The organism is Pseudovibrio denitrificans JCM 12308, assembly GCF_001310815.1.
In the GTDB taxonomy this organism is placed as follows: Bacteria; Pseudomonadota; Alphaproteobacteria; order Rhizobiales; family Stappiaceae; genus Pseudovibrio; species Pseudovibrio denitrificans.
In genome coordinates this window covers 258,060-284,517 of sequence record NZ_BAZK01000005.1, presented here as the reverse complement: position 1 = coordinate 284,517, position 26,458 = coordinate 258,060, and the positions used below count along the sequence as shown (strand labels likewise).

General features: G+C 54.6%; 22 protein-coding genes, 2 tRNA genes, 4 pseudogenes and 1 riboswitch. Of the genes and pseudogenes, 18 read left to right on the top strand and 10 right to left on the bottom strand.

Annotated features, from left to right (window positions below; translation table 11 throughout):
- Window positions 1–46 precede the first annotated feature (46 nt).
- Together JCM12308_RS29410 and JCM12308_RS08445 are read right to left on the bottom strand one after the other, a co-directional pair.
- Entirely contained in the window at window positions 47–262 is a 216-nt protein-coding gene (locus tag JCM12308_RS29410; RefSeq protein ID WP_208978388.1) for a hypothetical protein, read from the bottom strand.
- A gap of 8 nt (window positions 263–270) precedes the next feature.
- On the bottom strand, window positions 271–1,044 hold the full coding sequence (locus tag JCM12308_RS08445; RefSeq protein ID WP_208978387.1) for a phytanoyl-CoA dioxygenase family protein: 774 nt from the start codon (window positions 1,042–1,044) through the stop codon (window positions 271–273).
- A gap of 181 nt (window positions 1,045–1,225) precedes the next feature.
- Between JCM12308_RS08445 and JCM12308_RS08440 the strand changes: the two genes are divergently transcribed.
- The 4 genes and pseudogenes from JCM12308_RS08440 (at window position 1,226) to cbiB (ending at window position 5,323) form a co-directional block, all read left to right on the top strand.
- On the top strand, window positions 1,226–1,993 hold the full coding sequence (locus tag JCM12308_RS08440) for a hypothetical protein (protein ID WP_208978386.1): 768 nt from the start codon (window positions 1,226–1,228) through the stop codon (window positions 1,991–1,993).
- Window positions 1,994–2,088: 95 nt separating this feature from the next.
- Window positions 2,089–3,258: an alkane 1-monooxygenase gene (locus tag JCM12308_RS08435; RefSeq protein ID WP_054783433.1), complete on the top strand. Its 1,170-nt coding sequence runs from the start codon at window positions 2,089–2,091 to the stop codon at window positions 3,256–3,258.
- 85 nt (window positions 3,259–3,343) lie between these two features.
- On the top strand, window positions 3,344–4,366 hold the full coding sequence (cobD, locus tag JCM12308_RS08430; protein ID WP_054783432.1) for a threonine-phosphate decarboxylase CobD: 1,023 nt from the start codon (window positions 3,344–3,346) through the stop codon (window positions 4,364–4,366).
- Window positions 4,353–5,323: pseudogene (cbiB, locus tag JCM12308_RS08425) on the top strand (adenosylcobinamide-phosphate synthase CbiB). The gene cobD and the pseudogene cbiB overlap by 14 nt, the downstream one beginning before the upstream one ends.
- Here cbiB and JCM12308_RS08420 read toward each other — a convergent pair.
- The 5 genes and pseudogenes from JCM12308_RS08420 to cobU form a co-directional block, all read right to left on the bottom strand.
- A complete protein-coding gene (locus tag JCM12308_RS08420) occupies window positions 5,320–6,759 on the bottom strand; it encodes a cobyric acid synthase (protein WP_054783431.1) in 1,440 nt (479 codons plus the stop codon). The pseudogene cbiB and the gene JCM12308_RS08420 overlap by 4 nt on opposite strands.
- 42 nt (window positions 6,760–6,801) lie before the next feature.
- Window positions 6,802–7,430 (bottom strand): annotated as a pseudogene (gene cobO, locus JCM12308_RS08415) (cob(I)yrinic acid a,c-diamide adenosyltransferase).
- A gap of 1 nt (window position 7,431) precedes the next feature.
- Entirely contained in the window at window positions 7,432–11,187 is a 3,756-nt protein-coding gene (gene cobN, locus JCM12308_RS08410) for a cobaltochelatase subunit CobN (protein WP_054783430.1), read from the bottom strand.
- Window positions 11,187–12,325 (bottom strand): annotated as a pseudogene (cobW, locus tag JCM12308_RS08405) (cobalamin biosynthesis protein CobW). Before cobW ends, cobN begins: the two are co-directional and overlap by 1 nt.
- Window positions 12,322–12,882 carry a bifunctional adenosylcobinamide kinase/adenosylcobinamide-phosphate guanylyltransferase gene (cobU, locus tag JCM12308_RS08400; RefSeq protein ID WP_083416976.1) on the bottom strand — a complete coding sequence of 187 codons (561 nt, stop codon included), beginning with the start codon at window positions 12,880–12,882 and terminating at the stop codon, window positions 12,322–12,324. The pseudogene cobW and the gene cobU overlap by 4 nt, the downstream one beginning before the upstream one ends.
- Before the next feature lie 136 nt (window positions 12,883–13,018).
- A riboswitch (cobalamin riboswitch) is annotated at window positions 13,019–13,228 on the bottom strand.
- A gap of 258 nt (window positions 13,229–13,486) precedes the next feature.
- Between cobU and JCM12308_RS08395 the strand changes: the two genes are divergently transcribed.
- The 10 genes from JCM12308_RS08395 (at window position 13,487) to sseA (ending at window position 21,141) form a co-directional block, all read left to right on the top strand.
- A tRNA-Asn gene (locus tag JCM12308_RS08395) sits at window positions 13,487–13,561 on the top strand.
- 40 nt (window positions 13,562–13,601) lie between these two features.
- Window positions 13,602–13,676 (top strand) — tRNA-Asn (locus tag JCM12308_RS08390).
- Between the two features lie 103 nt (window positions 13,677–13,779).
- Window positions 13,780–13,929, top strand: coding sequence for a hypothetical protein (locus tag JCM12308_RS28265; RefSeq protein ID WP_008546290.1), 150 nt, complete (start codon window positions 13,780–13,782; stop codon window positions 13,927–13,929).
- Between the two features lie 458 nt (window positions 13,930–14,387).
- Entirely contained in the window at window positions 14,388–15,077 is a 690-nt protein-coding gene (locus tag JCM12308_RS08385; protein WP_054783429.1) for a hypothetical protein, read from the top strand.
- Between the two features lie 247 nt (window positions 15,078–15,324).
- Window positions 15,325–16,362 carry a cysteine synthase A gene (locus JCM12308_RS08380; protein WP_054783428.1) on the top strand — a complete coding sequence of 346 codons (1,038 nt, stop codon included), beginning with the start codon at window positions 15,325–15,327 and terminating at the stop codon, window positions 16,360–16,362.
- A gap of 163 nt (window positions 16,363–16,525) precedes the next feature.
- Entirely contained in the window at window positions 16,526–17,956 is a 1,431-nt protein-coding gene (gene cls, locus JCM12308_RS08375) for a cardiolipin synthase (protein WP_054783427.1), read from the top strand.
- A 72-nt stretch (window positions 17,957–18,028) separates the two neighbouring features.
- Window positions 18,029–18,754, top strand: coding sequence for an SDR family oxidoreductase (locus JCM12308_RS08370; RefSeq protein WP_054783426.1), 726 nt, complete (start codon window positions 18,029–18,031; stop codon window positions 18,752–18,754).
- A 99-nt stretch (window positions 18,755–18,853) separates the two neighbouring features.
- The gene (locus JCM12308_RS08365) at window positions 18,854–19,498 is read left to right on the top strand and encodes a LysE family translocator (RefSeq protein WP_008546863.1); all 645 of its coding nucleotides are present in this window, start codon (window positions 18,854–18,856) and stop codon (window positions 19,496–19,498) included.
- A gap of 68 nt (window positions 19,499–19,566) precedes the next feature.
- Window positions 19,567–20,292: an alanyl-tRNA editing protein gene (locus tag JCM12308_RS08360; protein WP_054783425.1), complete on the top strand. Its 726-nt coding sequence runs from the start codon at window positions 19,567–19,569 to the stop codon at window positions 20,290–20,292.
- 3 nt (window positions 20,293–20,295) lie between these two features.
- Complete coding sequence (gene sseA / locus JCM12308_RS08355) at window positions 20,296–21,141, top strand: 3-mercaptopyruvate sulfurtransferase (protein ID WP_014286005.1); 846 nt, start codon at window positions 20,296–20,298, stop codon at window positions 21,139–21,141.
- 61 nt (window positions 21,142–21,202) lie between these two features.
- Here the strand turns inward: sseA and JCM12308_RS08350 are convergent, their stop codons facing one another.
- Window positions 21,203–21,817 (bottom strand): NAD(P)H-dependent oxidoreductase, encoded by a 615-nt coding sequence (locus JCM12308_RS08350; RefSeq protein WP_054783424.1) that lies wholly within the window; start codon window positions 21,815–21,817, stop codon window positions 21,203–21,205.
- A 43-nt stretch (window positions 21,818–21,860) separates the two neighbouring features.
- Between JCM12308_RS08350 and JCM12308_RS31390 the strand changes: the two are divergent.
- Window positions 21,861–22,043, top strand: a pseudogene (locus tag JCM12308_RS31390) (TetR/AcrR family transcriptional regulator); the annotation flags it as partial.
- A 254-nt stretch (window positions 22,044–22,297) separates the two neighbouring features.
- Complete coding sequence (locus JCM12308_RS31385) at window positions 22,298–22,504, top strand: hypothetical protein (protein ID WP_244271859.1); 207 nt, start codon at window positions 22,298–22,300, stop codon at window positions 22,502–22,504.
- A 6-nt stretch (window positions 22,505–22,510) separates the two neighbouring features.
- On the opposite strand, the gene JCM12308_RS08340 is transcribed toward JCM12308_RS31385, so the two are convergent.
- The gene (locus JCM12308_RS08340; RefSeq protein WP_054783423.1) at window positions 22,511–23,314 is read right to left on the bottom strand and encodes an HD domain-containing protein; all 804 of its coding nucleotides are present in this window, start codon (window positions 23,312–23,314) and stop codon (window positions 22,511–22,513) included.
- An 87-nt stretch (window positions 23,315–23,401) separates the two neighbouring features.
- Here JCM12308_RS08340 and JCM12308_RS08335 point away from each other — a divergent pair, with 87 nt between their 5' ends.
- Window positions 23,402–24,019, top strand: coding sequence for a TetR/AcrR family transcriptional regulator (locus JCM12308_RS08335; protein ID WP_054783422.1), 618 nt, complete (start codon window positions 23,402–23,404; stop codon window positions 24,017–24,019).
- 100 nt (window positions 24,020–24,119) lie between these two features.
- Here the strand turns inward: JCM12308_RS08335 and JCM12308_RS08330 are convergent, their stop codons facing one another.
- Window positions 24,120–25,148, bottom strand: a complete 1,029-nt coding sequence (locus JCM12308_RS08330; protein WP_054783421.1) for a hypothetical protein — start codon at window positions 25,146–25,148, stop codon at window positions 24,120–24,122.
- Window positions 25,149–25,347: 199 nt separating this feature from the next.
- Between JCM12308_RS08330 and JCM12308_RS08325 the strand changes: the two genes are divergently transcribed.
- Window positions 25,348–26,361: a trypsin-like serine peptidase gene (locus JCM12308_RS08325; protein WP_208608998.1), complete on the top strand. Its 1,014-nt coding sequence runs from the start codon at window positions 25,348–25,350 to the stop codon at window positions 26,359–26,361.
- Window positions 26,362–26,458: the final 97 nt, after the last annotated feature.

Genomic DNA, 26,458 nt, shown 5'->3' with positions numbered 1-26,458 from the left:
CGGCGCGTCGATCTTTACGTGTCCGACCTCCTGATGGTGGCTGGATTTACCCGTCAGTTTGCTTCTGAAATTCAGATAAGCCGTATAAATCTCCGATTGCCTGCTTGATGCCCGGCAGTGAGCGCGCGTCCAGCCCTGACCATGGAAAGTACGGTGAGCGGCGCAGATCTCCGAAGAGACCAAGACGAACACCCGGGCGTGTAGCAATGCCCCGGCGATGAAAGCCATGCGTATCCGCGATCACCAGCGTGTTAGCTGGCACCGCAAAACTCACAGGCTCACCGTATCCCAACTTGCGGATCGTCTTTTCACTTGCACGGAATGAGCCCGCTGCATGCATGCCATCACTATGATGAACCGCATCAAGCTCTGATCAAACTCCCACTCCCGCCGCTCGGGCGTATAGCGATGAGAGCCCGGCACATAATGAAACGGCCCGTCTTCGGCCTCCACATCCTTTAAGAACAGCCAGCATTTGGATGTGGCATGGAAGGTATCAATGTGAAAATCCGTCTGCGGGTCTTTCTGCGTTTTGTCCAGATCCCACAAAACCGCATGCAAAAACAGGATTGGATCTGCATTGTAAGAGGCCACATAGCGCATTGCCTTTTGCAGGAACGGATCATGCACTACCTGCTGCAAGCCCGGCAAATCCTTCAAAACTGAAGGCGGCAACCCGATAAATCGCGTCACCGTTTTTCCCTGCCGCATCTCACTTGCAGCAAATTCGCGAGTGGCAATCTCGTCCTGAACCTGTTTCAAAACGTCAGAAGGCAGAAAGTTCTCTTTCACCAGATAGCCATTGCGATGGAAGAACGCCCGGTCTTCATCAGTCAGGTAATGCGCCATTTGCCTCCGGCGCAGCGCCGCCATCCGCTCCGCCCAGGCAACGCGTTTGAGATAGAACCCGCGCTCATTCAGCCAGCGACTGCCGATAATCGGGTTCTTTTTAAAGGACTTCTGCCCCATCAATGCATCAACAGCCCAAATCGGACCTTTCAGAATTCGCAGCACATCCATCCCCTTCACGACCTCAAACACCACAGAACCTGTGCAGTACCCGGTACTCTGCGTTTCCGCGCAAGCATTTGCCAATTAAACTCAAGTGGCATGCGATTGCAGCACGGCTGATTTAAGGGGCAGCTTTCTATGAGCGATATAACTGACACATCAAAAAAACGCTCTGCACCCGCACGCCGAAAAAAGAGGCGGCGCAAGGCGGAGTTTGCCTCAGAAAACGAGATGTGCGCCCATTTCATCAGCAAACTACCAGAGGAATGGATCGCCTACTGAATGGGGCAATTGGGATATCCTTCTCGTCAGAAAGTCAGATGGCTTTCAAGTCGGCATAGAAGCCAAACTGCGTCTCAATGCCAAAGTCATCTCACAGTCCGCTGAAACGGCCTATCAGGCCGATAAACCCGGCCCGGATTGCAGAGCGATCCTGATCCCGAAAGGCTCAAATCTGGATTTCCAGCCTGTCTGCAACATTTTGCAGCTGCAAATCATTGAGATTGAGAGCGAAACCTCCAAAAGCCCAAGCACCGTCAACTGGTATCGCCCCAAACTGCCAAACCCGGACCGCGCGTCACCTGCTGGCAACTTCAAGGAGTTCTATCCCCTTGAACGGCTGGAACTGCCGGAGGTTATTCCTGTTGTTGAAGCCGGCAAGCCTGCACCAATCAAGCTGACACCATGGAAGATCAAAGCTATCAAGCTGGATGTCATCTTGAAAAAACATGGTGTCGCCACCCGCAAGCTGTTCAAGGCCCTCAGCCTCAACACCACCCTTTTCCTCTCCTCTGGCAATGGCTGGATGCTGAAGGGAAACGCACGGGGCGAATGGCTGCGCGGTCCCAATTTTCCTGATTTCCGCGTGGGCTGCGAAGAAAACTACGACGAACTGGAAAAGCGCTACAAAACGTGGTCCAAGACCCTGCCGATGGACGACATCATCAAACCGGCAGCGGTTGAAGAAGAACCTGTCGCGTAATCAGCGCCAATCCCTCTCGCCAAACAACACAGTTTCGCTTTACCCAAAAAGCTGCTACCTTACCCTAAGGTAAACCTAGCATCTGGGAGGGAGCGATGGTTTTCAAAACACGGGATCAAGCAGGCAACATCACCACATATAAGGACGCAAAGCGCTATTACTGGCTGATTGCCTATGCCAGCAGCAGCGTCACACTGATCACAGTTGCGCTCTATGCCTACACGCTGGCCACCGCAACGCTCTTCATCCCTCTCATTTATTTCTTCATCGTAATCCCGGGTCTGGACGCCTTAATCGGCGAAGATCCTTACAATCCACCCGATGACGTACTCGCCCAAATGGCGGAAGATCCGTATTACAGTCGCCTTGTCCGCTGGCTGGTGCCATATGCATGGATCAACCTGTTTGCGGGCGTCTGGCTTGTTGGCACCTACGATCTTCCACTCTGGCTCATTGTCCTCTTCGCCTTTGGCAAAGGGCTGTTTGGCTCTGGCACAATAATGCTGGCTCATGAGCTTGGCCATAAAACCAACAAGACAGATCAATGGCTGGCCAAACTGGCACTGGCCGTGGTTGGGTATGGCCATTTCTGCATAGAACATAACCGCGGCCACCACGTGCATGTGGCAACACCGGAAGATCCAGCAAGCGCACGCATGGGAGAAAGCATCTACGCCTTTGCCCTGCGAGAAATCCCGGGCGCGTTTGTGAGAGGCTGGCAGAACGAAAAGGCTCGTCTCAATCGTAAAAGCCTCAGCACATTCTCGCTCCAGAACGACATCCTGCAAGGCTATGTCATCACCCTGATTGTCTTTGCCATCTGCACAGCGCTGTTCGGCTGGAAGGTCCTGTTCTTGCTGGTTATTCAAAGTGTTGTAGCCTGGTATGGCCTCACACAGGCCAACTATGTGGAACACTACGGCCTGCTGCGCCAGAAGGATGAAAACGGCAAGTATGAGCGCTGCCAGCCACGCCACTCATGGAACACCAACCACATTTTTTCAAACCTCAGCACCTTCCATCTGCAACGCCATTCAGACCATCACGCCAATCCGCTGCGCCCCTACCAAACGCTGCGAAACTTCCCTGATCTGCCCAGCCTGCCAAGCGGATATCCCGGCTGCTTCGCTTTAGCTGCAATCCCCTCCCTCTGGTACAAAACCATGGACCCCAAAGTGCTGGAATGGGCTGGCGGCGACATCAACAAGACCAATCGCGTTGATGGCTATGAACCAATGGGAGTATCTGCTGCCAACACCTGTTGAAACCGGCAGAATTCCGCAACGATTCATAGCATTCACAAGGGCACCCCGTTACAACAGACGAGCAAGTTTGAGCGGGGTACGACCAATGCAACACGGTGGAGATCTTTCTAAGGCAATCGCCCAGTTTGGAGGTACGCCTGAGGACTGGCTGGACCTCTCCACCGGCATCAACCCCGTGGCCTATCCCGCAGCAGAACACATCACCTTGCGCGGCCTGACAGAGCTGCCAACGGAGGGTGCTGAAACCGCTCTTCTGGAAGCCGCAAGAACAGCTTACCGCGTCCCATCGCAGAGCGGCATCACAGCAGCACCGGGAACACAGGCGATCATCACCGCCCTCCCATCTCTGCTTGGCGCAAACTCTTCCATCTCAATCGTCAGCCCCACCTATTCTTCTCACGAAGAAAGCTGGAAACAGGCCGGCGCTGAAGTCCGAAAAATTTCCGCATCAGAGGCTCACAAGGCTTCGACCCAGCATCTGTTGCTGGTGAACCCGAACAATCCCAATGGCCATATCTTCACAAAAGAAGAACTCCTTCAGCTGGCAGAAAACCAGCAAAAGGCAGGCGGTTATCTGATTGTCGATGAAGCGTTTATGGACCTTTACCCGGATGCCTCAATCATTCCGGAGCTGGATGACCAGCCAATCCTTGTCCTGCGCAGCTTCGGCAAATTCTTCGGCCTCGCCGGTGTCCGTCTGGGCTTTCTGATTGGCCCAAAAGCGATAACAGCAAAACTGCAAAGCCAGCTTGGCAGCTGGGCCGTCTCCGGTCCCGCACTGGATATCGGCAGCGCAGCCCTTTCCGACCTGCGCTGGCAAGACGAAATGCGCACCTTCCTGAAGACAGAAATGCAGCTCTTTAGCACATCTCTGCAACAGCTGAACCTGCCAATTGTTGGCCAAACAGATCTTTACATCCTGATCGACCACCCAAACGCACACGCATTGCATAAAGCACTGGCAAAGCAGCACATCTGGACCCGCATATTTGACTACTCTCCAAGCTGGATGCGCCTCGGCTTACCCGCCGACAAAGCCGCCCGGCAGAGGTTAACAGTTGCACTGAAACAGTCTCTGTCAGCGATCGAAAACCATGCTGTTCTTTGAGGATACGCTTTGGATCGTTCTGCTTGCGATCCTGCTGGATGCCGTGATTGGTGACCCAAACTGGTTCTGGTCCAGACTTCCGCATCCGGTCACGTTGTTTGGCAAGCAAATTTCCCTATTGGAAAGCTGGTACAACAAAACAAGTTTCTCGGCAAAACGACGCAAAGTGAATGGCGTCAGAACACTTCTAAGCCTGGTTGCCACTGCAGGTATCATAGGCACCCTCCTCCAAACGACTTTGGAGGGAAGCTTCGTGGGCAACATCCTGCTGGCCTTGATCGGCATGACGCTGATCGCTCAGAAGAGTCTCTACGAACATGTCGCCAGAGTGCGCGATGCACTGAGATACTCCGGTCTGGATAACGCCCGCAAGCAGGTCTCTATGATCGTCGGTCGCAATCCGGATTATCTGGATGAAGCTGGCGTCAGCAGAGCAGCGATTGAATCGTGTTCCGAAAACTTCTCAGATGGTGTTGTCGCACCCATTTTCTGGTTCGCCGTGTTAGGCTGCCGGGTCTACTCATCTACAAAGCCGTCAACACCGCTGACAGCATGATCGGCCATAAAAACGAAACCTATGAAGACTTTGGCTGGGCCTCAGCCCGATTTGATGACCTGATCAACCTGCCCGCCTCACGCCTTTCCGGCCTGCTAATTGTGATTTCTGCATTCATCTCAGGCCGTCATTACAAAGCTGCCTTCACCACCATTATGAGAGAAGCGAAGAACCATCGCTCCCCCAATGCTGGCTGGCCAGAAGCGGCTATGGCTGGAGCACTGGGCATCGCCCTTGCAGGCCCCCGCCAATATGCAGAGTACCGCGTGGAAGATCCCTTCATGAACGCCAGTGGCCGTAAAGCAGCAGATGCAGATGATATCGATGGCTCATTGAAACTCATGGGTATCTCCTGTGCCCTGCTTGCTCTACTCATCGCCACTGTCGCGTGGTTCATCTAAACCCGCGACTGAGCAATCTCCCAAAGCGCATCCAGATCAAGGTGCTTTTCCAGATGGTCTGCCAACGCGTCGAGAGCTTGCTCCACGCGGTGCTCATAGCCCAACTGCGAGGCAGCACCGAAGCCCTTCAGGAAAGCAGCTCGAAACGCATCAGAGCCAAAGATGCCATGCATGTAACAACCTGAAATCAGGCCGTCTTTCGAGATCGCACCATCCACATGATCACCCAGATCAACAAAAGGCCGCGCACAGTCAGGCCCAGATGTCCACCCCACATGGATCTCGTAGCCGGTCACAGCTTCACCGCTTGGAATATGCCGCCCGGTCTTCTCTGTGGTTTCCTTGTGAGGTGTCAGAACCGTCTCTACGTCCAACAAACCAAGACCATCAATAGACCCCGACTCACCTTCAATCCCTTCCGGATCAGCTATGGTCTTGCCCAGCATCTGATAGCCACCGCAAATGCCAAGCACCTGACCGCCACGACGAACATGGGCGTAAAGATCAATGTCCCACCCCTGAGCCCGGAAGAAGGCCAGATCGCCGATGGTGGACTTGGTGCCCGGCAGCAAAACCACATCCGCATCAGCTGGCAACACCTCGCCCGGCAGCACAAACTCCAGCGAAACATCGGCTTCCATTCGAAGCGGGTCCAGGTCATCAAAGTTGGCAATACGGCTGATGACGGGAACGACAACCTTCAGCTTGCCGCGACTGGTACTCTCTGAAAGGTCCAGCGCATCTTCAGCAGGCAGGTCCATCACTTGCGGGAACCATGGCACCACGCCGTTGCAGGGCCAGCCGGTTTTATCTTCAATAGCCGTTACGCCTGAATCAAACAGTGAGGGTTCACCCCTAAACTTATTGATCAAAAACGACTTTATGCGTTTCGTCTCATCAGGCACCAACACCGCATGCGTGCCCACCAGCGAGGCAATAACGCCGCCGCGGTCGATATCCCCGCACAACACCACCGGAATATCAGCAGTCTCCGCGAACCCCATATTGGCGATATCCCCGCTGCGAAGGTTGATCTCCGCAGGTGAACCGGCCCCTTCCACCAGAACCAGATCCGCCTTTGATTCAACTTCAGCAAAACTCTCCACAACATACTGGATAAGCGTACCTTTTTGCCGACCAAACTCCGCACCGCGCAACGTTCCAAACCGCTTACCCTGTACAATCACCTGAGAGCCACTGTCGCTTTCTGGCTTCAGCAGCACAGGGTTCATATGCACGCTTGTTGCAACTTTGGCGCCACGCGCCTGCAGCGCCTGCGCACGCCCGATTTCCCCGCCATCAGCGGTCACGGCGGCGTTGTTAGACATGTTTTGCGGTTTGAACGGCTGAACGGAAAGGCCACGACGCGTGAAAGCGCGGGCCAGTCCGGCCACAAGAACGCTTTTGCCCACGTTGGAACCCGTGCCCTGTATCATCAGGGCTGGTTTTCTTATTCTCTTATCTGGTGACAGCACGACTTAAAACTCAATCCCTTCCTGCGGCTTCACGCCAGAGCGGAACGGATGCTTGATCTGCCCCATCTCGGTCACGAGATCCGCAATCTCGATCAGCTCCTCCTTGGCATTACGGCCAGTGATAACCACATGAACATCCTCAGGCTTTTCATCACGCAGGTACGCAACCACCTCTTCAAGCGGTATGTATTCGTAACGCAATACAATGTTCAGCTCATCCAGCAAAACCATCTTGTGTTCACGGGAGCTGATAAGCTCTTTCGCCGCATCCCACGCTGCACGCGCAGCAGAGATATCCCGCTGGCGGTCCTGTGTTTCCCACGTAAAGCCTTCACCCATACGCTTGATGGTGACAAGATCGGAGAAACGGTCCAGCGCCATGCGTTCGCCGGTCTCTAAACGGCCTTTCACGAACTGAACAACAGCAACTTTGTGTCCATGACCAAGCTGCGGAAGATCATGCCGAAACCGGCGGTGGACTTGCCTTTCCCCTTTCCCGTATGGACGATCAGCAAACCCTTCTCGATAGTTTTCGTCGCCATGATCTTGTCGCGCGCCGCCTTCTTCTTGCGCATCTTTTCCGCGTGGCGGGCGTCCAGATCTGCTTCACTCATGTCTGTCTTCGTTACCATGTTATTCCCCTCCATCCATGAGCGCGCGTCGCAACTCTAACAAATCATCATAGGCGCTGTTTCGTTTCGGCACCCACATATCTCGTTGAATGACCTCTAAAAATCGCTCGGTCATTTCCAAAAGCGCTGCGGAATTCTTCTCCGCAATAAAATCCCGCACTTCATCATCATAAAGATATGCATCATAGAGCTGATCGAAATGATGGTGCGAAACAGCATTGGTTGTCGCCCCAAAAGCAAAAAGATAATCCAGCGTTGCCGCCATCTCAAAAGCACCTTTATACCCGTGACGCATAACACCGGCGATCCATTTTGGATTGGCAGCTCTCCCCCTGACAACCCGCCCGATTTCTTCCGAAAGCGTACGAATGACAGGACGTTCAGGGCGGGAATGGTCGTTGTGGTAGATGTGCGGGGCATCGCCTTTCAGCGTTTCAACCGTCGCCGCCAGACCGCCCTCGAACTGATAATAGTCATCAGAATCAAGGAGATCGTGCTCTCTATTGTCCTGATTGTGAACCACTGCATCAGCTTGAGAAAGGCGGGTGACCAGATCTTCTTTGGCGTGCTCGCCGTCCTGCGAACGGCCATAGGCATAGCCGCCCCACTCAAGGAAACTCTCCGCAAAATCTGCGTGCTTATCCCACAGCTTCTCATCAATCAAAGCCTGCAGGCCAGCACCATAAGCCCCCGGTTTACTGCCAAAAATCCGGGTAGACGCCCGCTTGCGGGCCTGCCCCTCTTCAACACCTTTGGCCAGTAATCCCCAAAGCTCAGCTTGGCATCGCGCCGCCAGTGGATTGGCATCTTCCGGTTCATCCAACTCTGAGATCGCAGCAACGGCAGCATCGAACAGATGTATGAGTTGCGGGAAAGCATCGCGAAAAAACCCGGATATTCTGAGGGTTACGTCAACCCGGGGGCGCTGGAGTTCAGAAAGTGGAACAATCTCGAATCCGGTAACGCGGCCTGATGCCTCTTCCCACACCGGACGGGCACCGATCAGAGCCAGTGCCTGAGCGATATCATCCCCGCCGGTGCGCATGTTTGCCGTTCCCCAGCAGCTCATGGCGATGCTTTGCAGCCACTCACCGTGATCCTGAAAGTGACGTAGTATCAAAGCGCTAGCACTGCGCTCACCCAGCTTCCAAGCGACCTTTGTAGGAACGGAGCGAACGTCAACAGAATAAAAGTTACGCCCGGTTGGCAGCACGTCTGGGCGACCACGGGACGGCGCACCAGATGGTCCAGGGGGGACAAACCGGCCTGCAAGGGAGGATAACACCCCCTCCACCTCAGCAGATCCAGACGCATCCACATTGCGCGCGATCTCGTACTCCAACGCCTCCAACACCGCAGAAGTCGCTGTAAACGCAAAAGGAACCGCCCGCGCACCAGAAACCAGCTCCAGTGCCAGCGCTTCCAGCCGCTCAACCGTATCCCCACAGCTGCGCCATGGAGCCTCCACCAGCTCCAGCAGAACGGTTGGCCGCGCACCTTCCCATGCCTGCTCAAAAGCACAATCCAACGGATCAAACTCCACCAGTTTCAAATCCTCAGCAAGTGCACGTAACAAACTGTTCTCATGAGGCTTTTCACCACGCGGCACGCGCAGCAAAGCCACCAGCAACTCAGCCCGTTGATCGCCAGTGGGAGACTGCCCCAGAATGTGTAGCCCATCCCGGATTTGCAGCTCTTTCAGGTCACAAAGGTAAGCATCAAGCCGCGCCAGACGGGTGTCCTCATCCATGTCAGATGTCAGCCCGATATCCTTGTCCATACCCTCACGGGCGGCAACGCCAAGTATCTCTTTTCCAAGCGCTTTCAGGCGGCGATGGTCCACACCGGCTGCAATGTAATACTCGTCCAGCAACGCTTCCAGCTCCAGAGCGGAACCGTGACTCTCAGCGCGGGCCAGCGGAGGGGTAAGATGATCAATGATCACCGAGGATAACCGTCGCTTTGCCTGAGAACCCTCACCGGGGTCGTTGACGATGAAAGGATAGATGTTTGGCACCGGCCCAATCACCGCCTCCGGATAGCAAGCCTCTGATAAGGCTAGGGCTTTTCCCGGAAGCCATTCCAGATTCCCGTGCTTGCCAAGGTGGATAAGTGCGTCCGCCTCAAAGCTGTCACGCAGCCACATGTACCAGGCAAGGTAATGATGCGGCGGAACCAGCGCCGGATCGTGATAAGTCTCTTTAGGATCAATGTTATAGCCGCGTGCTGGCTGGATACCGACCGTGACATTGCCATATGTTTTGAGCGCCAGCTGGAAAGATCCGCCCCAAACATGCGGATCATCCTCTGGCGCACCCCAGCGTTCCTCAATCCCCGCACGCACTGCCAAAGGCAGCTGAGAAAACAACTGCTTATAGCGCTCCAGCGACAGCTCTTCCCCGCCTTTGCGTTGGTTTGCGTTACTAAGTGAGTTGGTAGGGCCAGCCAGCAGGTCCTCTATCAACGCCTCAGAAGAACGAGGCGCATTCTCAGAAACACCATAACCTTCTGTTTTCATGGCAGAAAGCAGATGCGTGCAGGAGGCGGGCGTATCGAGCCCCACCCCGTTTGCTATACGCCCATCCTTGTTGGGATAGTTTGCGAGGATTATGCCGACTTTGCGTTGGTTTGCGTTTTTGTGTTTTAGCCGCGCCCAATTGGCCGCCAGTGCCGCCACAAACTGCACCCGGTCCGGTTTTGGTACAAAACGAACAAGCGAACATTGTGTTTTGGTATCGCGGCCACCCTCTTCTTTAAACGAGATCGCACGCGTCAAAAGTCGGCCATCGATTTCCGGCAGCACAACATGCATGGCAAGGTCACGCGGGGATAAGCCCTGATCACTCTCCGCCCATCCCTCTTCAGAGGACGACGACAGCACGATTTGCAGAACGCATGCACTCGGATTGTCCAGCACCGTGCCGGAATGAACAGTCCCTGCGTTTGATAGGGCAAAGGCCGTGGCGTTCAGAACCACATCAGGCGGGCACGCTTCAAACACACTAGAAACAACCGCCGCACATTCCGCCTGTTTCAGACTCGCCACATAAAGCACCAGCGGATTTATCCCCTGTGCCTCTAGCTCATGGCATAATGCTTGTACTGGCTCTATCGCCCCGCTTTGATAAAGCGCCCGGTAAAACACAATGGCTGCAACAGGACGGCCCGGATCTTTCCAGCTCGCCCGCACGTCATCCAATGAAGGAAGTGAATGCCCCTGCAACATCAGCCCAGCCCGCGGCAATGCCATAGGTTCTGAAGGTGTATCAACTGGCAACTCGGCAATCTGCGCTGCATAAAGCAAAGCACCAGAAAGGTTCTCCGCACCACCTTCAATCAGATAGCGCCACAACATCTGCGCGGTCTCCAGCGGCTCGGTGGAGCGTTTGGCGAGCTCCTCATCCCACTTGTCATCCCCCGGCAGCAGAACCAGCTTCACACCTTCAGCACGCGCGACCGCTTCCAGCCGCTCTACACCATAGCGCCAGTATTCAACGCCGCCCAACAGGCGCACCACCACAAGCTTGGAGGCCTGAATGCACTGCTCAATATAAAGGTCAACAGAGTACGGATGGGACAGCGCCAGAAAACTGGCAAGCCGCAGGGAGTAGCCCTCATGCTGAGCATGGGCCGCCGCAAGGCCAGCAAGCTCTGTGTCTGCTGCGCTTAAAAACACAACATCCGCAGGCGTCTGCCCCAGATCGACAGCCTCCTCTCCATCATCCAATCGGCGTGATTGCCCGACAAGTACGTGCATCAGGCAGAAACCAACTCAAATTCACTCAGCGCAGCATTCACGCTGTGCTTGTCCAAACCTGCAAGACCAATCACAACCAGCTTGGAGTGGCTTTCACTGCCAGCCGCAAACCAGGCTTCCACACGTGGGCCAACCGCCTGCACCAGCACCGGTGCCGCTTTGCCTTCAACCACCACACTGCCTTTAATCCGCAGCACGCCAGAAACCTTCATGGCTGCTTCCACCTGAGCTTTCACCTCCTCAATCGAAGTAAATCGGCGGGTTGGCAGCACAAAGCTCTCAAAGTCATCATGAGAATGATCGTGATGATGATGGTGGTCGTGGTCGTGGTCGTGGTCGTGGTCGTGGTCGTGGTAGTGGTCGTGGTCGTGGTCGTGGTCGTGAGCATGCTGCGCTTCATGATGAGAAAGACGCAAGTCCATATCATCCTCTGCCCCGGCATCCCGGCCCAGCAGAACATCCAGCGCCAGCTCTCCATGAGAGGCTGCCACAATCTCAACTCCATCGCGCAAACGACCGTTGATGGTCGCCTTTACAGCAGCAAGCTCTTCCTCATTCAAAAGATCAGCTTTGGAAAGCACAACAAGGTCGGCGCAGGTCAGCTGGTCAGCAAACAACTCCTCCACCGGGCTTTCGTGGTCCAGCGCCTCATCTGCAGCACGCTGCGCCGCAACCGCTTCTTCATCAGAGGCCACCTTGCCAGCAGCAACAGCAGGCGCATCCACCACAGTCACCACACTATCAACGGTGACGCGAGGCTTCACGGAAGGCCAGTTGAACGCCCGCACCAAAGGCTGCGGCAAAGCCAGACCAGAGGTCTCAATCACGATCACATCCGGTGCCTGCTCGCGCTCCAGCAGCATTTCCATGGTTGGCAGAAAATCATCAGCACCGTGCAGCAGATGCAGCCATTGGCCAGCTCCACCACTTCCTCAGCTGAACAATCCGGATCAGCACAGCCATTGACCAGCGATCCATCAAAGCCCATCTCGCCAAACTCGTTGACGATGAGCGCAATGCGCTTGTCCTGCGCCTTCATCAAAAGATTGCGGACCAATGTGGTTTTTCCGGCACCCAGAAAACCAGTGATAATGACGGCAGGAATTTTTTTAGAAGGGGCAGCAAAAGAAACAGTCATAGGGAAATCTCCGGAAAAACAGCAGGCTTCAGCTGCAACGGTTGACCGGCAGCAACAAACATCACGTAGTGGCAAAGCTCAGCGATACGCTGATTGAGGCGCCCGGCCTCATCACGAAAGGCGCGGGCCATGGCATTTTCAGGCACAATGCCCATGCCCACCTCATTGCCAACAAACACAACGGGGCATGGCAAATCGGAGAGCACAGCACGCAGCTGCTCAAGCTCAACGCCCCAGTCCCGCTGGGCATGCATAAGGTTGGAAAGCCAAAGCGTCAGGCAATCAACAAGAATGGCACGCTCCGTATGGGCATGCTCTTTCAGCACGCGCACAAGCTCCAGCGGCTCCTCAACAGTGTCCCAAAGGTCGCCCCGCTGCATCTTATGATGCGCGATCCGCTCCTCCATTTCACCGTCAAAGGCCTGGCCTGTCGCAATATAAGTCGGGCGTCGCCCGCTGCTTAGAACCAGCTTTTCCGCATATGCGCTTTTCCCGGAACGAGCACCGCCCGTTACGAGACAATGGCGAACGCAAAGGTCGCCGCTCTGTTCAGCCATCTGGATTAGCTGATCAGCAAGCGCATGGAAGCCGAAGCTTCGCTCAAAGAATATGAAAGTACAGCAGCTGTCTCGCACGGAGACAGGGAAATATGTGTCATGAGCACCTCTCGCCGTCCACCCGACAGCAGTCCTATGTCAAATCATATCTCCAGCCGGTCTCCTGGCTTGCGGCTCTGTCGATCACAGCCCCTTCCCAGCCTTAAAAAGGCCAGTGGGATTATCGCAATGATCTCGCCGCTCACAGTTGCGGGGGCAGCTGCGGCTTACTTCCATATATATGGAACCGCATTCCCGTTTAATCCTTCCGCCTGAAAGCCTCGGCACAGACGAAAAGAAACTGGAGTTCTGACCTTAAGTGTGGGGCGCAATCAGCTCCCCTGTCAATTGTCTTTGTGAGGATTCCAACATCACCGGAAAATCAAACCCGCAAAATCCGCGGTTTTTGGAGATTTCTGGCTAACCCCCTTGGATATCTCAATAAAAAAAACGAGAAACTGTCCACAAATCGAAAAATTCCTAAAAAACGACTTGGCAAACACACCATGCCTCTGTAAAAGCCTCCTCACGCAAACGGCGAGGCAAACTCGCAAGGGTGTCATGATCCCCGGTAGCTCAGTGGTAGAGCAAGCGGCTGTTAACCGCTTGGTCGCTGGTTCGAATCCGGCCCGGGGAGCCATCCTTTCTCGTTTGCAGCCATAACGGCAAGATCATCGTGATCCCCGGTAGCTCAGTGGTAGAGCAAGCGGCTGTTAACCGCTTGGTCGCTGGTTCGAATCCGGCCCGGGGAGCCATCCTTTCTTGATTTTCCCCTCTCCTTTAAATCAGCGTTTCATCTCACAGAGTTCGTGCGCGCGCGTCTAACCCTACAATAATAAAAACAATGGGTAGAAAACCATGTTCACGCGCAGCGAAACCGCAGCACTGGCAAGTGCTGCAGGCCGAAGAAACGGAGTCCATCTGGGTAGAACTCTCTTCCGCACAAAAGCGGAGGCACTCCATTTCGCCGCAAAACTCACCCTGATCCTGCATATGGCAACCAACTAGCCAAGCAACGCCTCCCCAAATTATCGGGGAGTTCATAAGCTGGGAGAGCTGTGCATATCACGCAGCACTTAAAACGCCGCACAACAGGCAGGTGCACCCCATATAAAAAGGGCAGAAATGAAGCGCTGTTCTTTCAAAAACTTAAGCTGATTGAAAAAATAAGTGATTTTTTTGCCAATGAGAGAAACTGAGACACTCATCACAGTTCTCTCCATTTCATATAGCAAATCAACACAATGAAAATTTTACATAATAGCAATTAAATAACCTGAAAGTATAAATACGCGAAACATAATTTATATACAATTATTATGGCATAGATACTCTAAGTAAATACGTATACCTCTAATGTATCTGGTGCGAATTATCATAGTCACTACTTCGTGATGACTGTGTTACTGCACACAATAAGGCGCCCCCTCTGGGAAAGTTGCTGCGTGAAAGTCAGGGAGCCATCAATGAGTAGTCTGTTTCCGCTGTGCGGTCTGCCGCACATCTTGAATTTTCGCTTCGCAAAATCTGGTCTTCTTGCCGCCTGTCTCGCTGCGCCGCTCACGCTGGCCGCGCCTGTTCTGGCAGAAACACCTCCTGCAACGGATCCGGCCACACCTTCCGGCCCGCAGCTCATTGATAAATCCGAGGACGGCAACACCTACGCCATGCCAGAGGACTATCTCGCCGTCACCGTCGCCCCACCACCAAAAGCTCCTTATGCCGACCCATTGGAAAGTGATCTGTCCATCTGGGTGGGTGAAGTGGAAATTCAGGGCCGTAAAACCTTGTGGGTCGAGCTAATCGATCAGCACGGCGAAGTCATTTACAACTCCGAAGTCCAGCAGAACGAAACCCATCTCCTGCCTGATGGCAGGGCCATTGCGGTGACCGTGATGCAGCCAGACAGCCACAGCAAAGCCATGCAGTCGGCCGCTCTGAAGAAGGACCAGTCCCGCGTACCAACGGATGAGCGCTTTGTGGTCACTCGCAAGGAAGCTTTTGCCCCAGCGTTGGATACGCAGGTGAACCTGCTGGAGGTGCAGCCTGTTCCAGAGGAAGTCCATAATTCTTTCATGCTCCGCGCAGGAGAGAATGGTGAAATCCTCTGGAAGGCCACCAAAGACGCCATCTCATGGCTGGAAAGCAGATCCTGACAGGAACCAGCTGCGCGCAAATCGATACTCTCTCAAATCGCATTTAGCGCGCACATTCGAACCGCACACACCCCGTGAGCAATTTTATTCTCCTACGGAAATCCGAAGAGAATAATATCCTAGTCTAACGCACCCTTTGGCAGCCCATTTCTTGTTCTTGCCGGGCCAGCACAGTAGCGTGGTCTCAAAAGGGGTCGAATACCCGCATTCTGAAATTTATCCTGATACGAGTTATTTGAGAGACACTATGGACACGCGCGCCTCTGCCATCGAAGCTATCGGCAACACCCCCCTCATTCGCCTCAAAGGCCCTTCTGAGCGTACCGGCTGTGAAATCCTCGGCAAAGCTGAGTTCATGAACCCGGGCCAGTCCGTCAAGGACCGCGCTGCGCTCTTCATCATCCGCGATGCTGTCAAACGCGGCACCTTGAAGCCAGGCGGTATCATCGTGGAAGGCACCGCAGGCAACACCGGCATCGGCCTCGCACTGGTCGGCAACGCACTGGGTTACCGCTCTGTCATTGTCATTCCCGAGACCCAGTCTCAGGAAAAGAAAGACATGCTGCGCATTGCAGGCGCTGAGCTGATCGAAGTTCCGGCTGTTCCTTATAAGAACCCGAACAACTACATCAAAGTCTCCCAGCGCATCGCAGAAGAGCTGAACAAGACCCATCCGCAAGGCGCCATCTGGGCCAACCAGTTTGACAATGTCGCCAACCGTCAGGGCCACATTGAAACCACCGCTCAGGAAATCTGGCAGCAGACCGACGGCAAAGTCGACGGCTTCATCTGCGCAGTCGGCACCGGCGGCACGCTCGCTGGCACCGGCATCGGCCTGAAGGAAAAGAACCCGAACATCAAGATCGGTCTTGCTGATCCGCACGGCGCAGCGCTGTACAACTACTACGCTCACGGCGAGCTGAAGTCCGAAGGTTCCTCCATCTCAGAGGGCATCGGTCAGGGCCGCATCACCGCGAATCTGGAAGACGCACCGATCGACATCCCTTACCGCATCTCTGATGAGGAAGGCCTGCTGATCAACTTCGAACTGCTGCAGAACGAAGGCCTCTGCCTCGGTGGCTCCTCCGGCATCAACGTGGCTGGCGCTATTCGTCTGGCAAAAGAACTTGGTCCGGGCCACACCATCGTGACCGTGCTGTGTGATTATGGCACCCGCTATCAGGGCAAGATGTTCAACCCAACATTCCTGCGCGAAAAAGGCCTGCCAGTACCGGAATGGATGGAGCGCAAGTCCGACATCGCCATCCCGTTCGAAGCAGCCTGATTGGCTTGACGCGCCCGCTTTAGGGCGCCAGCTTTCCAGAAAGCGCCAGCAAGCTCCGGCAACCTGCCCTTAACGGAAAGCACTGCAAATTTCGCCAAGAGGTTTTGACCAATCCTCTTGGCACAGCTATAAGTAGGTCCTCGCATTACAGGAGTTGTAACGCTTGGAATCTTCATTCAGCCTCCTCTCCCTGATCGCCCTATTCAGTGTATTTTTCTACGCGTTGGCAGTGGTTTGTGCCATTCGCGAGATCATGTACTCCCGCACCTCGCAAGGCAGCATTGCCTGGCTGCTCTCCCTGTTTTTCATCCCCATGCCAACCGTCCCGCTCTATTTCATCTTCGCATGGAAACGGCTGGATGATTACATCGAAGTACGCGATGACATCTCCCAAATCGAGGCCGACGTCCTAAACCGCCACACACCCTACGTAGACGGCGCAGCCAGCAGCCACTGGCCCGTCCATACCCGCGTGGCCTCCGTCCCGTTTTTAGAAAACAACACCTGCGACCTGCTCATCGATGGCCCGGCCATGTTCGCCTCCATCATTGAAGGCATCCGCACCGCAGAAAAGCACGTGCTCGTCCAGTTCTTCATCATCCGCGAAGACAGCATCGGACTGGAGCTGGCAGACGCTCTCATTGAGCGCGCCAAAGCAGGCCTGCGCGTTTGCCTGCTTTATGATGATATCGGCTCCCGCTCCCTCTCAACCCAGTATATCACGCGCCTGCAGGACGCTGGTGTCCGCGTCAGCGCGTTTAACAAACGCCATCGCCTCATGCGCATGTTGGGCCCAATGCGCCTCAACTACCGCAACCACCGCAAAGTGGTGGTGACAGACAGCAAGCACTGCTGGATCGGCGGCCACAACATCGGCGAAGAGTATCTCGGCCTCTCAGAAACATTCGGCCACTGGCGCGACACCCACGTAAAGGTCTCCGGCCCGGCAGCTCTTGCGGCCACACTCTCCTTCAGCGAAGACTGGCAGTTCGCCACTGGCAAAACCCTGCAACTGGAACTGCCGGGCAGCTTCCCGAAAGCTGATGGTGAGAGCGTCATGGTGATGCCGACCGGCCCCGCCGACATTCAGGAAGACTGCGCCATTACGTTCGTAGAGAGCATTGCGCGCGCCAAAGATCGCCTCTGGATCGTCAGCCCCTACTTCGTGCCGGGCATTGAAGTCCTCACAGCGCTCTATGCAGCCGCTCTGCGCGGTGTTGACGTGCGCATCCTGCTGCCGGAGAAAGCCGACCACTGGCTCGTCTGGCTCGCCAGCTACGCCCATGCAGACAACCTCGCCAGCCATGGCATCAAGGTCTACCGCTATCTGGAGGGCTTCCTGCACGAGAAGGTCATCCTCATCGACGATGAGCTGGCTGGCATCGGCACAGTCAATTTTGACAACCGCTCCTTCAACATCAACTTCGAGATCACCTTGTGGTTCACCGGCCAGAACATGATCAGAAAAACCGAAGAGATGCTGCAGCAGGATTTCAAAGGCGCCCGCCAGACCGACCGCCTCGAACTCAACAACCGCCGCTACGCCTTCCGCGTCCTAGCCCAGGCCGCCCGCCTGTTCTCACCCATTTTGTAGAAACCATTTTTGGTCGCTCCTCACATTTTCAAAAGTGAAGCATGCGACCGCAAACATTAGATTATCGATTGAATGACCAAAGATCAGAAACCAGTAGTTTTGATAACAGGCGCAGGCCGTGGATTGGGCCACGCCGCTGCAATTGCCTTCAAGGCCGCAGGATATCACGTTATTGCAACAGCGAGAGACACCTCTCAGAAGCAAAATGAAGAGAACCTCAGCTGGCTGCCATTGGACGTGACTGATAGCGAAGCATGCAATGCCGTAATCGCTAAAGCGTTTGCTGAGCATGGCCGTCTGGATGCTCTGATCAACAACGCCTCAGGCTATACCGGTGGTGTGCCATTTGATGAGCTGTCTGACCAAGAGATCATCACAGAGACAGATGTCACCCTCAAAGCCTCCATGCTTCTCTCCAAGGCTTATATGCAGCACGGCAAACACCAAGGCTTTGGAAAGATCATCTTCATCAGCTCAACGGCTGGTTTACCCAACCGTGAAGCCTCCAGCAAATGGGCAGCCTACTCTGCCACAAAAGCCGCCCTTCTTCGCTTCTCAGAAAGCTTACAAGGCGATCTCTACGCCTATGGCATGCAAAGCCATGTCGTCATCCCAGACAATCTTCGAGAAACAGAAGACGAAGCAGAACTAGCCCGACAATCTGCCACTTCATATGCGTCTGTTTCTGAAGCTCTCTTGTTCCTGAGCCGGCTGGAGGGCAACCTGTCTGTTTCGCGCATGGACATTCGTCCCGCTGTTATTGCCAGCAGTACCTCTGGTGAAACCACAACACTTTAGAGCACCCTCAGAAATGGTGAGTACCCTTCAGTAGACTTGCGCTGGCACAGTAAAATACGTTAGGGCCAATTGAGAATAATAACCCAGAGGGCCTTTCGCATGTATTTTGTGCCTGAACTAAGTGTGATGGCGGGTTTCACCGTTGCTGCCTTCATCCTGTCCATTACCCCTGGACCGGACATGACCTTCTTCATGAGCAAAACGCTCACGCAGGGCCGCAAAGCCGGTCTGATGGCCATTGTTGGCGCAACAAACGGTGTGATGATCCATGCGTTCCTTGCTGCCGTTGGCATCTCCGCCCTGCTCGCCGCCTCCGAGTTTGCCTTCCAGATCCTCAAAACCGTTGGCGCACTTTATCTGGTTTATCTGGCCTTCCAGATCCTGCGCAACGGCTCTGCGCTGTCACTGGAAGAAGGCGAAGCCTCTCGCGAAACCGCCAGAGCCATCTGGGCCAAAGCCGTAACGATCAACCTGCTCAACCCGAAAGTTGTGCTGTTCTTCGTGACCTTCCTGCCTCAGTTTGTGTCTGCATCAGATCCATACGCGACCTCTAAACTGCTGTTCCTTGGCTTCTTCTTCATTCTGCTGAACGTGCCAAGCAGTCTGGTCATGGTGTTTGGCGCATCTGCTGTCTCCAAGTTCCTGCGCAACTCCCCACGTGTGATGCGCATCCTCGATTACTCTTTTGCGGGCATCATGGCTGCCTTTGCAGTCAAACTGCTCAGCGCACGCTCCACCGCTTAAGACTTCTCCTTGAAGGTGCGCCAAATCATTTCACGGCGCACCTTTCCCTATCCATTTGAGATTATTCCATGACAGAACATTTGTACCGAGACGATGCCTACCTGCGCAGCAGTGAAGCGGCTCTAAGCGAAATCACACCGGAAGGCGGCATCATTCTGGACCGGACCTGCTTTTACCCCAATGGCGGCGGCCAGCCGGGCGACAGTGGCTCCATTGAGCTGGAAGACGGCACCCGTATTCCAATTGCCACAACCGTATACTCCAAGGATCGCACCCAGATCGTGCATGTGCCTGCCGAAGGCACGCAGCTGCCAGCAACCTTGAGCGCAGGGGCAAAGGTCACCGCGCACGTTGATTGGGAAACCCGCTACAAGCGCATGCGCGTCCACACAGCCCTGCACCTGCTTTCCGTCGTGCTGCCATTCCCGGTCACCGGCGGCCAGATCAGCGATGGCACAGGCCGTCTGGACTTCGATATTCCGGAAGCTGCACTGGACAAGGAAGAGCTCACCAGCAAGCTTCAGGAGCTCATTGCTGGCGACTATGCAGTCACACAGGAATGGATCACCGACGAAGAGCTGGAAGCCAATCCCGGCCTTGTAAAGACCATGAGTGTAAAACCACCAATGGGCAGCGGACGGGTAAGACTGGTAAGAATTGGCGAGAACGTTGATTTGCAGCCATGCGGTGGCACGCATGTGTCCCAAACCGCACAGATCGGAACCGCTGCAATCACTAAGATTGAGAAAAAAGGCCGTCAGAACAGACGCGTCCGCATCCAGTTGGAGGACTAACATATGGCGCAGGATCCAATTGTCTCAGTAAGCTGGCTCAAGGACCACCTTGATGCACCCGATGTGGTCATCATTGATGCGTCCTGGTACCTGCCTGCCATGGAGCGCAACGCCAAAAAGGAATACGAGCAAGAGCACATTCCCGGCGCTGTCTTCATGGACATTGATGAAGTCTCCGATCAGAGCTCCCCGCTTCCGCACATGATGCCGGAACCGCACGTATTCTCCTCCAAAATGCGCAAGATGGGTATCGGCGACGGCCAAACCATCGTGGTCTATGACGGCGCTGGCATTTTCTCAGCCGCCCGTGTTTGGTGGATGTTCCGCGCCTTTGGCGTTGAGAGCGTCTTCGTTCTGGATGGCGGCCTGCCAGCTTGGAAAGAAGAAGGCTATCCACTCACCGATGAGGTTCCAACCCGTCTGGAGCGCCACTTCACCGCTATGCTCAACCACGACATGGTGCGCAATCTGGATGAAGTGCAGGACGCACTGGACAGCAGCAGCCACCTTGTGCTGGATGCTCGCGCACCAGAACGCTTCAAAGGTCTGGCACCGGAACCACGCGAAGGCGTTCGTGCTGGCCATATGCCGGGAGCTCTCAATCTGCCATTCGGCCTGCTGCTGAACGAAGGCAAACTCCGCTCCAAGGAAGACCTGCAAAACATCTTCAAGCAGGTCGGCGTAGATGCTTCCACCCCGGTGATCACATCTTGCGGCTCCGGCGTAACCGCTGCCGTCATCACACTGGCACTGGAGCAGGTCGGCTTCTCCAAAAACGCTCTTTATGACGGCTCCTGGACCGAATGGGGCTCCAGCGAAAAGACAGAAGTCATCAGCGAACCAGCCTGAGTTAAACCAGAATCACATTCACAAGAAAGCCCTGCAAGTCATTGACCTGCAGGGCTTTTGTTTAGGCGACAGCCAACTCTTCCTGCTTGGCAAGTGCATCCTGCTCACCAAGTTGAGCCGCCTCAGCAATCCACGCAGCACGCTCTTCCTCAGTCGACAGGTAAGTCGGTGAGAACATGCGGAAGCTGTGGTTTTCAAACCCGACAAAGTCCAGAATCTGAAGCCCCATCACCGTGTCATGGGCGCGATTATAAAGCTCATCATAGTAGTTCGACGCAGTATCACTGGTGATCAGCACCCGGGCACTCCGCCCTCTCAGCAGCTTGGCTGGCAGCTCTTCACCTTCCACAATCTGGAACGCAAACCCCGGCAGCAAAGTACGGTCCAGCATTCCTTTCATCGGTCCCGGCATACCGCCCCACCACAGCGGGTACACAGGCACCCAATGCGTGCACCAAGTCAGGTTCTCCTGAAACGCAACCAGATCCGGCTCCAGCCCCTGCCCACCTTTGTAATCACCGGACCGCAAGCCAGCATCAAACACCATCGCACTCAGGTTCATCACACGAACCTCTGCCCCCGCCTTGCGCGCAGCATCCGCATACGCCTCAGCAAGAGCATGCCCGAGACGATCTTCTCCGAGATGACCGCTAAACACAAAAATTCGGTTTGTCATGGGAACTCCATTTATTTGACTGCGGTCAACTTATTTTCAAAATATGACTGGAGTCAATTTATTTTTTGACCATAGTCACTTTATCGAATTTGAGGGAACCATGCTTCAGGGCAAACAAAAACGAGCACAAGAAACCCGCCAGCGCATTCTGGTGGCCGCCACGGACCTGTTCAATCAGGGCAACTTCAACGCGGTCAGCACAGAAAGCATCGCGGAGCAGGCCAATGTCTCCAAAGGCACGCTCTTCGCCCACTTCGGCGACAAGCTCGGCTTGTTTGCGGAGATCGGTTTGAAGGAGCTCAAGATCTGCGTGGATGCCCTGCACGAGGAAGCTGAAACAAGCACGGCAAGTGGCCGCGAGCAGTTGAATCACTCTCTCATGATGATTCTGCAATACTTTGAAAAACAACCAGAATTCCTACGCATCTTCATCGACGTCGCTGGCTGGGAAAAAGGCAGCCGGCAGAAAACTTCCTTGATGTGGCCGGCAGCATCGACAAGCTGTTTCAGCGGTTCATCGAGAAGGGCCAGCAGGATAAATCCATCCGCACCATGGACCCAAAACTGGGGGCTGTTTCCGTGCGTGCGTTCATGATCCACGCCGCCATCAGCCGCGTCTGCGGCGAGTACCCAACCACCGAAGAGCAGCATACCGAAGTGGGCAACCTGCTCTCCCTCGTACTCTGATCCGCGCTACACACCGTAGACATCAAACACGGTTTTGGGCGCTGTGCCACCTGTGAGTTTCGTCAGCACATAAGGCCGCGTGCCCTTCATATGGTGTGCAGTTTCAAACTCCAGCGCCTCAATCACCCCATCCCGCGGATGCTTGTGCATAATCTGCTCTACGCTGGATTGAGCCATCCGCCGATGCCCTGCACCAAACAGATCACACATGGCTCCCCGGTTCACCAGATACGCCTCACCTCCATGAGCACGCGCCGACACATAGGCATTCAGATGCAGCGCAATCGCATCCCCCACCTTGTGCACCGTGTCATTGTCATGCCCACAGTTGGAAAGATGGTTGCACGCCACCTCCGCCCCAGAAATCGCAAAGCAGCACTCATGTACCTGCGTCTGACGATTGTTGATCAGCCCGCTGTCATGCAAAATCGCTGCGGAGAACAACAGCTCCCGTTCAAACGACACACCTGCATATTCACCCAGCAGCACCCCAAACAGATAAGTCCGCCAGCTGTGATGCAACAGCCTTGCATCATGGGTCTCCGCCGCAAACTCCAGACTATCACGCACCAGTGACGTATCAGCAGGCAACAACGCCTCCAGCTCTGAAGAAACCGGCGACAGCAAACCCAGCCGGTCTTTCACCGTATCACCCAGATCCACCAGCTGCGTACGCACCAGATTGCCAACAAGCTTCAAATGCTCCAGCTGCGTCATCCGCCCTTTGCTGTAAGCTCCTGTTCTCTGGCCCCAGTTCAGGCTTCCCATCACACGCTCAGAGGCTCCACAATCCTTTGCCGTTACAGACATAACGCACTCTTCCAATTACAAAAATAATTATGTACCGTATCGCATCAATATTTAGAGCTCAATATTTTTATGCGAAGCAGTACATAAATGAGTACATCACGACCACGCGGGCGCCCCCGCCTCTATGATAAAGAGACTGCCCTAACCACAATGCAGCGTATTTTCTGGGAAAACGGCTTCTCTGCCACCAGCCTGGACCAGATCTCCGCAGAGACCGGAATCAACCGCCCAAGCCTTTATGCCGCCTTCGGCTCCAAGAAGGACATGTACATAAAATGTCTGCAGCATTTCGCAGAGATGATGGGCAAACGCACCGAGAACGCCATCCTCTCCGAGCCTGACCTTTCCAAAGGCCTTGAGAAGGTGTTCATGCAAGCCATGGAGATTTACCGGCCAGAAGCCTCCATGGAAGACGGTGGCCCGCTCGGCTGCTTTGTCACCTGCACCGCTCCAGCAGAGGCTGGTGCAGATGAGGAGATCAGGGAAGTCCTGAGAATGGTCCTCGACACCATCGATCAGTCCATGCGCGAAACCGTTGAAGTCGCGATCAAAGATAAGAAAATCCAGCCCAGACAAAGCGCTGAGATCACCGGCCACCTGCTGGGTTGCCTGCTCAACGGCCTCTCCCTGCGCGCCCGCTCAGGCACCTCGCGCAAGGAGCTGCAACTCACTGCTAAAGCGGGCATATCTCAGATCCTCGCCTAACGCCGACAAGAACACATCACACAACACGCCGCCCCATCGGCAAAAAAAGAGAGCACCGGTTTTCAAGGCCGGTGCTCTCACGTCAACTCACCTGCTTGGTTCAGGTCATGGCACCATGGGCAACCAGCGCCTGATCAATCGCCATCTTGAACCGGCCTGCGACCTTGGCAAAGCCATCAGACGTGCCGTGGATCTCATCCACCCAATCCGTCAGGTTTGGCATGGCACCCCGGCAATCCACCACAATCACATTGGCATCCGCAGCTGCCAGACCATCCAGCATAGCATACAGCTCATCCAGCATGGCGCTGATGATCTTCCGCCCTAACACACTTGGGATATTGCGGTCAGACAGCGGTTCTCCCAACCACTCATCTTTGGCCGCATGCAGCGGGTCGCGTGTATCTCCCTGCCACTTGTAAGGGAACACATAATCATAGCCATGCACGAACACAGGCATGTTCTGCAGCTCAGAAACTCCGCGAATATCGCTGATCACTCGTTCATAGGCCCCTTTCAGGAAAGCAAGCTTCTCATCAAAGGCCGCGCGGTTGATATGCCCGTCCACATCGTTGATATCGCCGTTGAAGTCCTGAAGAATATCAAAAAGAACCGCAACACCCGTATCCGGATCTTCGCCGATAATGTCATTTCCGGCAGCTGAGAACAGGAAGCCGGAGACCTTGTCCTTGTAGTCATAAAGCGCGGAGAGATATTCCCGCCGCCGGGCCCGGTCCGGACCGTAGACCATGTTCTGCGCTGTATCTCCCGCAGCACCCAGCGAGTAGATGTTGTAGTGCTCGCTCAGATGATCAATCACATCGTCAATGATAATTGGAAACTGGAACCAGCTGTCCCCTTCCGAGATCAGCATAGGCCGTTCAGGATGATCCTTCATGGCTTCTTTGAAGCGCCAGTACCGGCGAATGCGGGAAGCCCAGTTACCGATCTGAAGAGCATTCTCAAACTCCTCATCAATCTCGGTCATCTCCACCAGTTCCGGCTTCACCTGGAACTGTATGTCGAATGCACCCGTATGCCGAACAACCCTGCAGTATTTCAGTAGTTGTTCTTCAGGGACACTCGGATCACGAGCTAACTTCAAAAACTCATCATATGTAATTTTCATAGTATTCCCCCTCTACGATTAACTATTAAACTTTACACAAGAGGTGAGTTTACGGTTAAGCTTGCCATATGCAGATAACAATTTAAAGGTACATTTCATGACCCTTAAATTACATAATTTAAACAGTGTATTACTTGAAAAAGCAGCCCAACGACTAAGAGACCGAAGCGGGGAGTTAAAAAAGATCCGCAGCGCAATTTTGGCAGGAACTCAGGCCGAAACAGACAGCAAGGAGCGGCTTGCCCTCTACAATCGACGCGCTGCCACGCTGGCCATGTCCGAAGGCCAGACTACATCCATACAGAGCCCGATCTTTGAAGAAGAAAAGCCAGACCCCATCAGCATCGGCAAGGAAGCCTTAATCGGCACGCAAAACGATCTGCTCCCCATCGAGTTTTTTGAGTACGGCCTCTATGCCGCTCGTTCTGTTGGCAGAATTGAGCACGTCGAAGGACTGAGGTTCGGCACAGGCTTTCTGGTAGGCCATGGCCTGATGATGACCAACCATCATGTTCTCAGCACGCCAGAAGACGCCAAAGCCCACTTCTTTGAGCTTGGCGCAGAGACCAACCGCATTGGCAACCAAACCCCTTCAAAGATCTGCTCCATCGACCCTGACCGCTTTTTCTGGGCTAGTGAGGAGCTGGACATCGCAGTGGTGGCCGTGGTGGATGAAGATCCCGGCTTTATCCCGCTGGATCATTACGGATGGCATGCCCTCATCCGCCAGCAAGGCAAAATCAAGAAGGGAGATCCGATTAATATCATTCAGCATCCCCTTGGCCGCAACAAAGCCGTGGTCGTTCATAACAACCACCTTCTGCATATTGAAAATGGAACTGATGCACACATGTTTTGCTGGTACTCCGGCGATACGCAAAAAGGCAGCTCCGGTTCTCCCGTCTTCAACAACCGCTGGGAAGTCGTCGCCGTCCACCACATGGCCGTGCCACAAACCAACGCTGATGGTGCCATTCTGGACAAACACGGCAATCCTCTCACCCGCGCTCAAGCACGCCGCAATCCATCCCTCATCGCCTACGCCGCCAACGAAGGTATCCGTACCTCCCGCATTGTCAGCGCACTGGAATCCGCACAATTCACCAAAGCCCACCACGCCGACATTCGAGACTTCCTCCTAAAATCCTGGAGCAGCCCCGGCGCCCACCGCCGAGGCCTGCGCGCCGCCGTAAGAAGCGCACAGGCTTTGTAGGAGAATCCCAGATAAGCGATACTCGAACGTTACAAAGAGGCAGGCGACCAAAACGAAAAAAAAGCCCCGCTGAAACAGCGAGGCTTTGAACTAGGAA

Bases quoted from the DNA above. Each gene is read 5' to 3' on its own strand.
- JCM12308_RS08435 (WP_054783433.1), top strand. From the start codon at position 2,089: ATGGTTTTCAAAACACGGGATCAAGCAGGCAACATCACCACATATAAG.
- cobD (WP_054783432.1), top strand. From the start codon at position 3,344: ATGCAACACGGTGGAGATCTTTCTAAGGCAATCGCCCAGTTTGGAGGT.
- JCM12308_RS08420 (WP_054783431.1), bottom strand. From the start codon at position 6,759: ATGATACAGGGCACGGGTTCCAACGTGGGCAAAAGCGTTCTTGTGGCC.
- cobN (WP_054783430.1), bottom strand. From the start codon at position 11,187: ATGCACGTACTTGTCGGGCAATCACGCCGATTGGATGATGGAGAGGAG.
- cobU (WP_083416976.1), bottom strand. From the start codon at position 12,882: ATGGCTGAACAGAGCGGCGACCTTTGCGTTCGCCATTGTCTCGTAACG.
- JCM12308_RS28265 (WP_008546290.1), top strand. From the start codon at position 13,780: ATGTTCACGCGCAGCGAAACCGCAGCACTGGCAAGTGCTGCAGGCCGA.
- JCM12308_RS08385 (WP_054783429.1), top strand. From the start codon at position 14,388: ATGAGTAGTCTGTTTCCGCTGTGCGGTCTGCCGCACATCTTGAATTTT.
- JCM12308_RS08380 (WP_054783428.1), top strand. From the start codon at position 15,325: ATGGACACGCGCGCCTCTGCCATCGAAGCTATCGGCAACACCCCCCTC.
- JCM12308_RS08370 (WP_054783426.1), top strand. From the start codon at position 18,029: ATGACCAAAGATCAGAAACCAGTAGTTTTGATAACAGGCGCAGGCCGT.
- JCM12308_RS08365 (WP_008546863.1), top strand. From the start codon at position 18,854: ATGTATTTTGTGCCTGAACTAAGTGTGATGGCGGGTTTCACCGTTGCT.
- JCM12308_RS08360 (WP_054783425.1), top strand. From the start codon at position 19,567: ATGACAGAACATTTGTACCGAGACGATGCCTACCTGCGCAGCAGTGAA.
- sseA (WP_014286005.1), top strand. From the start codon at position 20,296: ATGGCGCAGGATCCAATTGTCTCAGTAAGCTGGCTCAAGGACCACCTT.
- JCM12308_RS08350 (WP_054783424.1), bottom strand. From the start codon at position 21,817: ATGACAAACCGAATTTTTGTGTTTAGCGGTCATCTCGGAGAAGATCGT.
- JCM12308_RS08340 (WP_054783423.1), bottom strand. From the start codon at position 23,314: ATGTCTGTAACGGCAAAGGATTGTGGAGCCTCTGAGCGTGTGATGGGA.
- JCM12308_RS08335 (WP_054783422.1), top strand. From the start codon at position 23,402: ATGAGTACATCACGACCACGCGGGCGCCCCCGCCTCTATGATAAAGAG.
- JCM12308_RS08330 (WP_054783421.1), bottom strand. From the start codon at position 25,148: ATGAAAATTACATATGATGAGTTTTTGAAGTTAGCTCGTGATCCGAGT.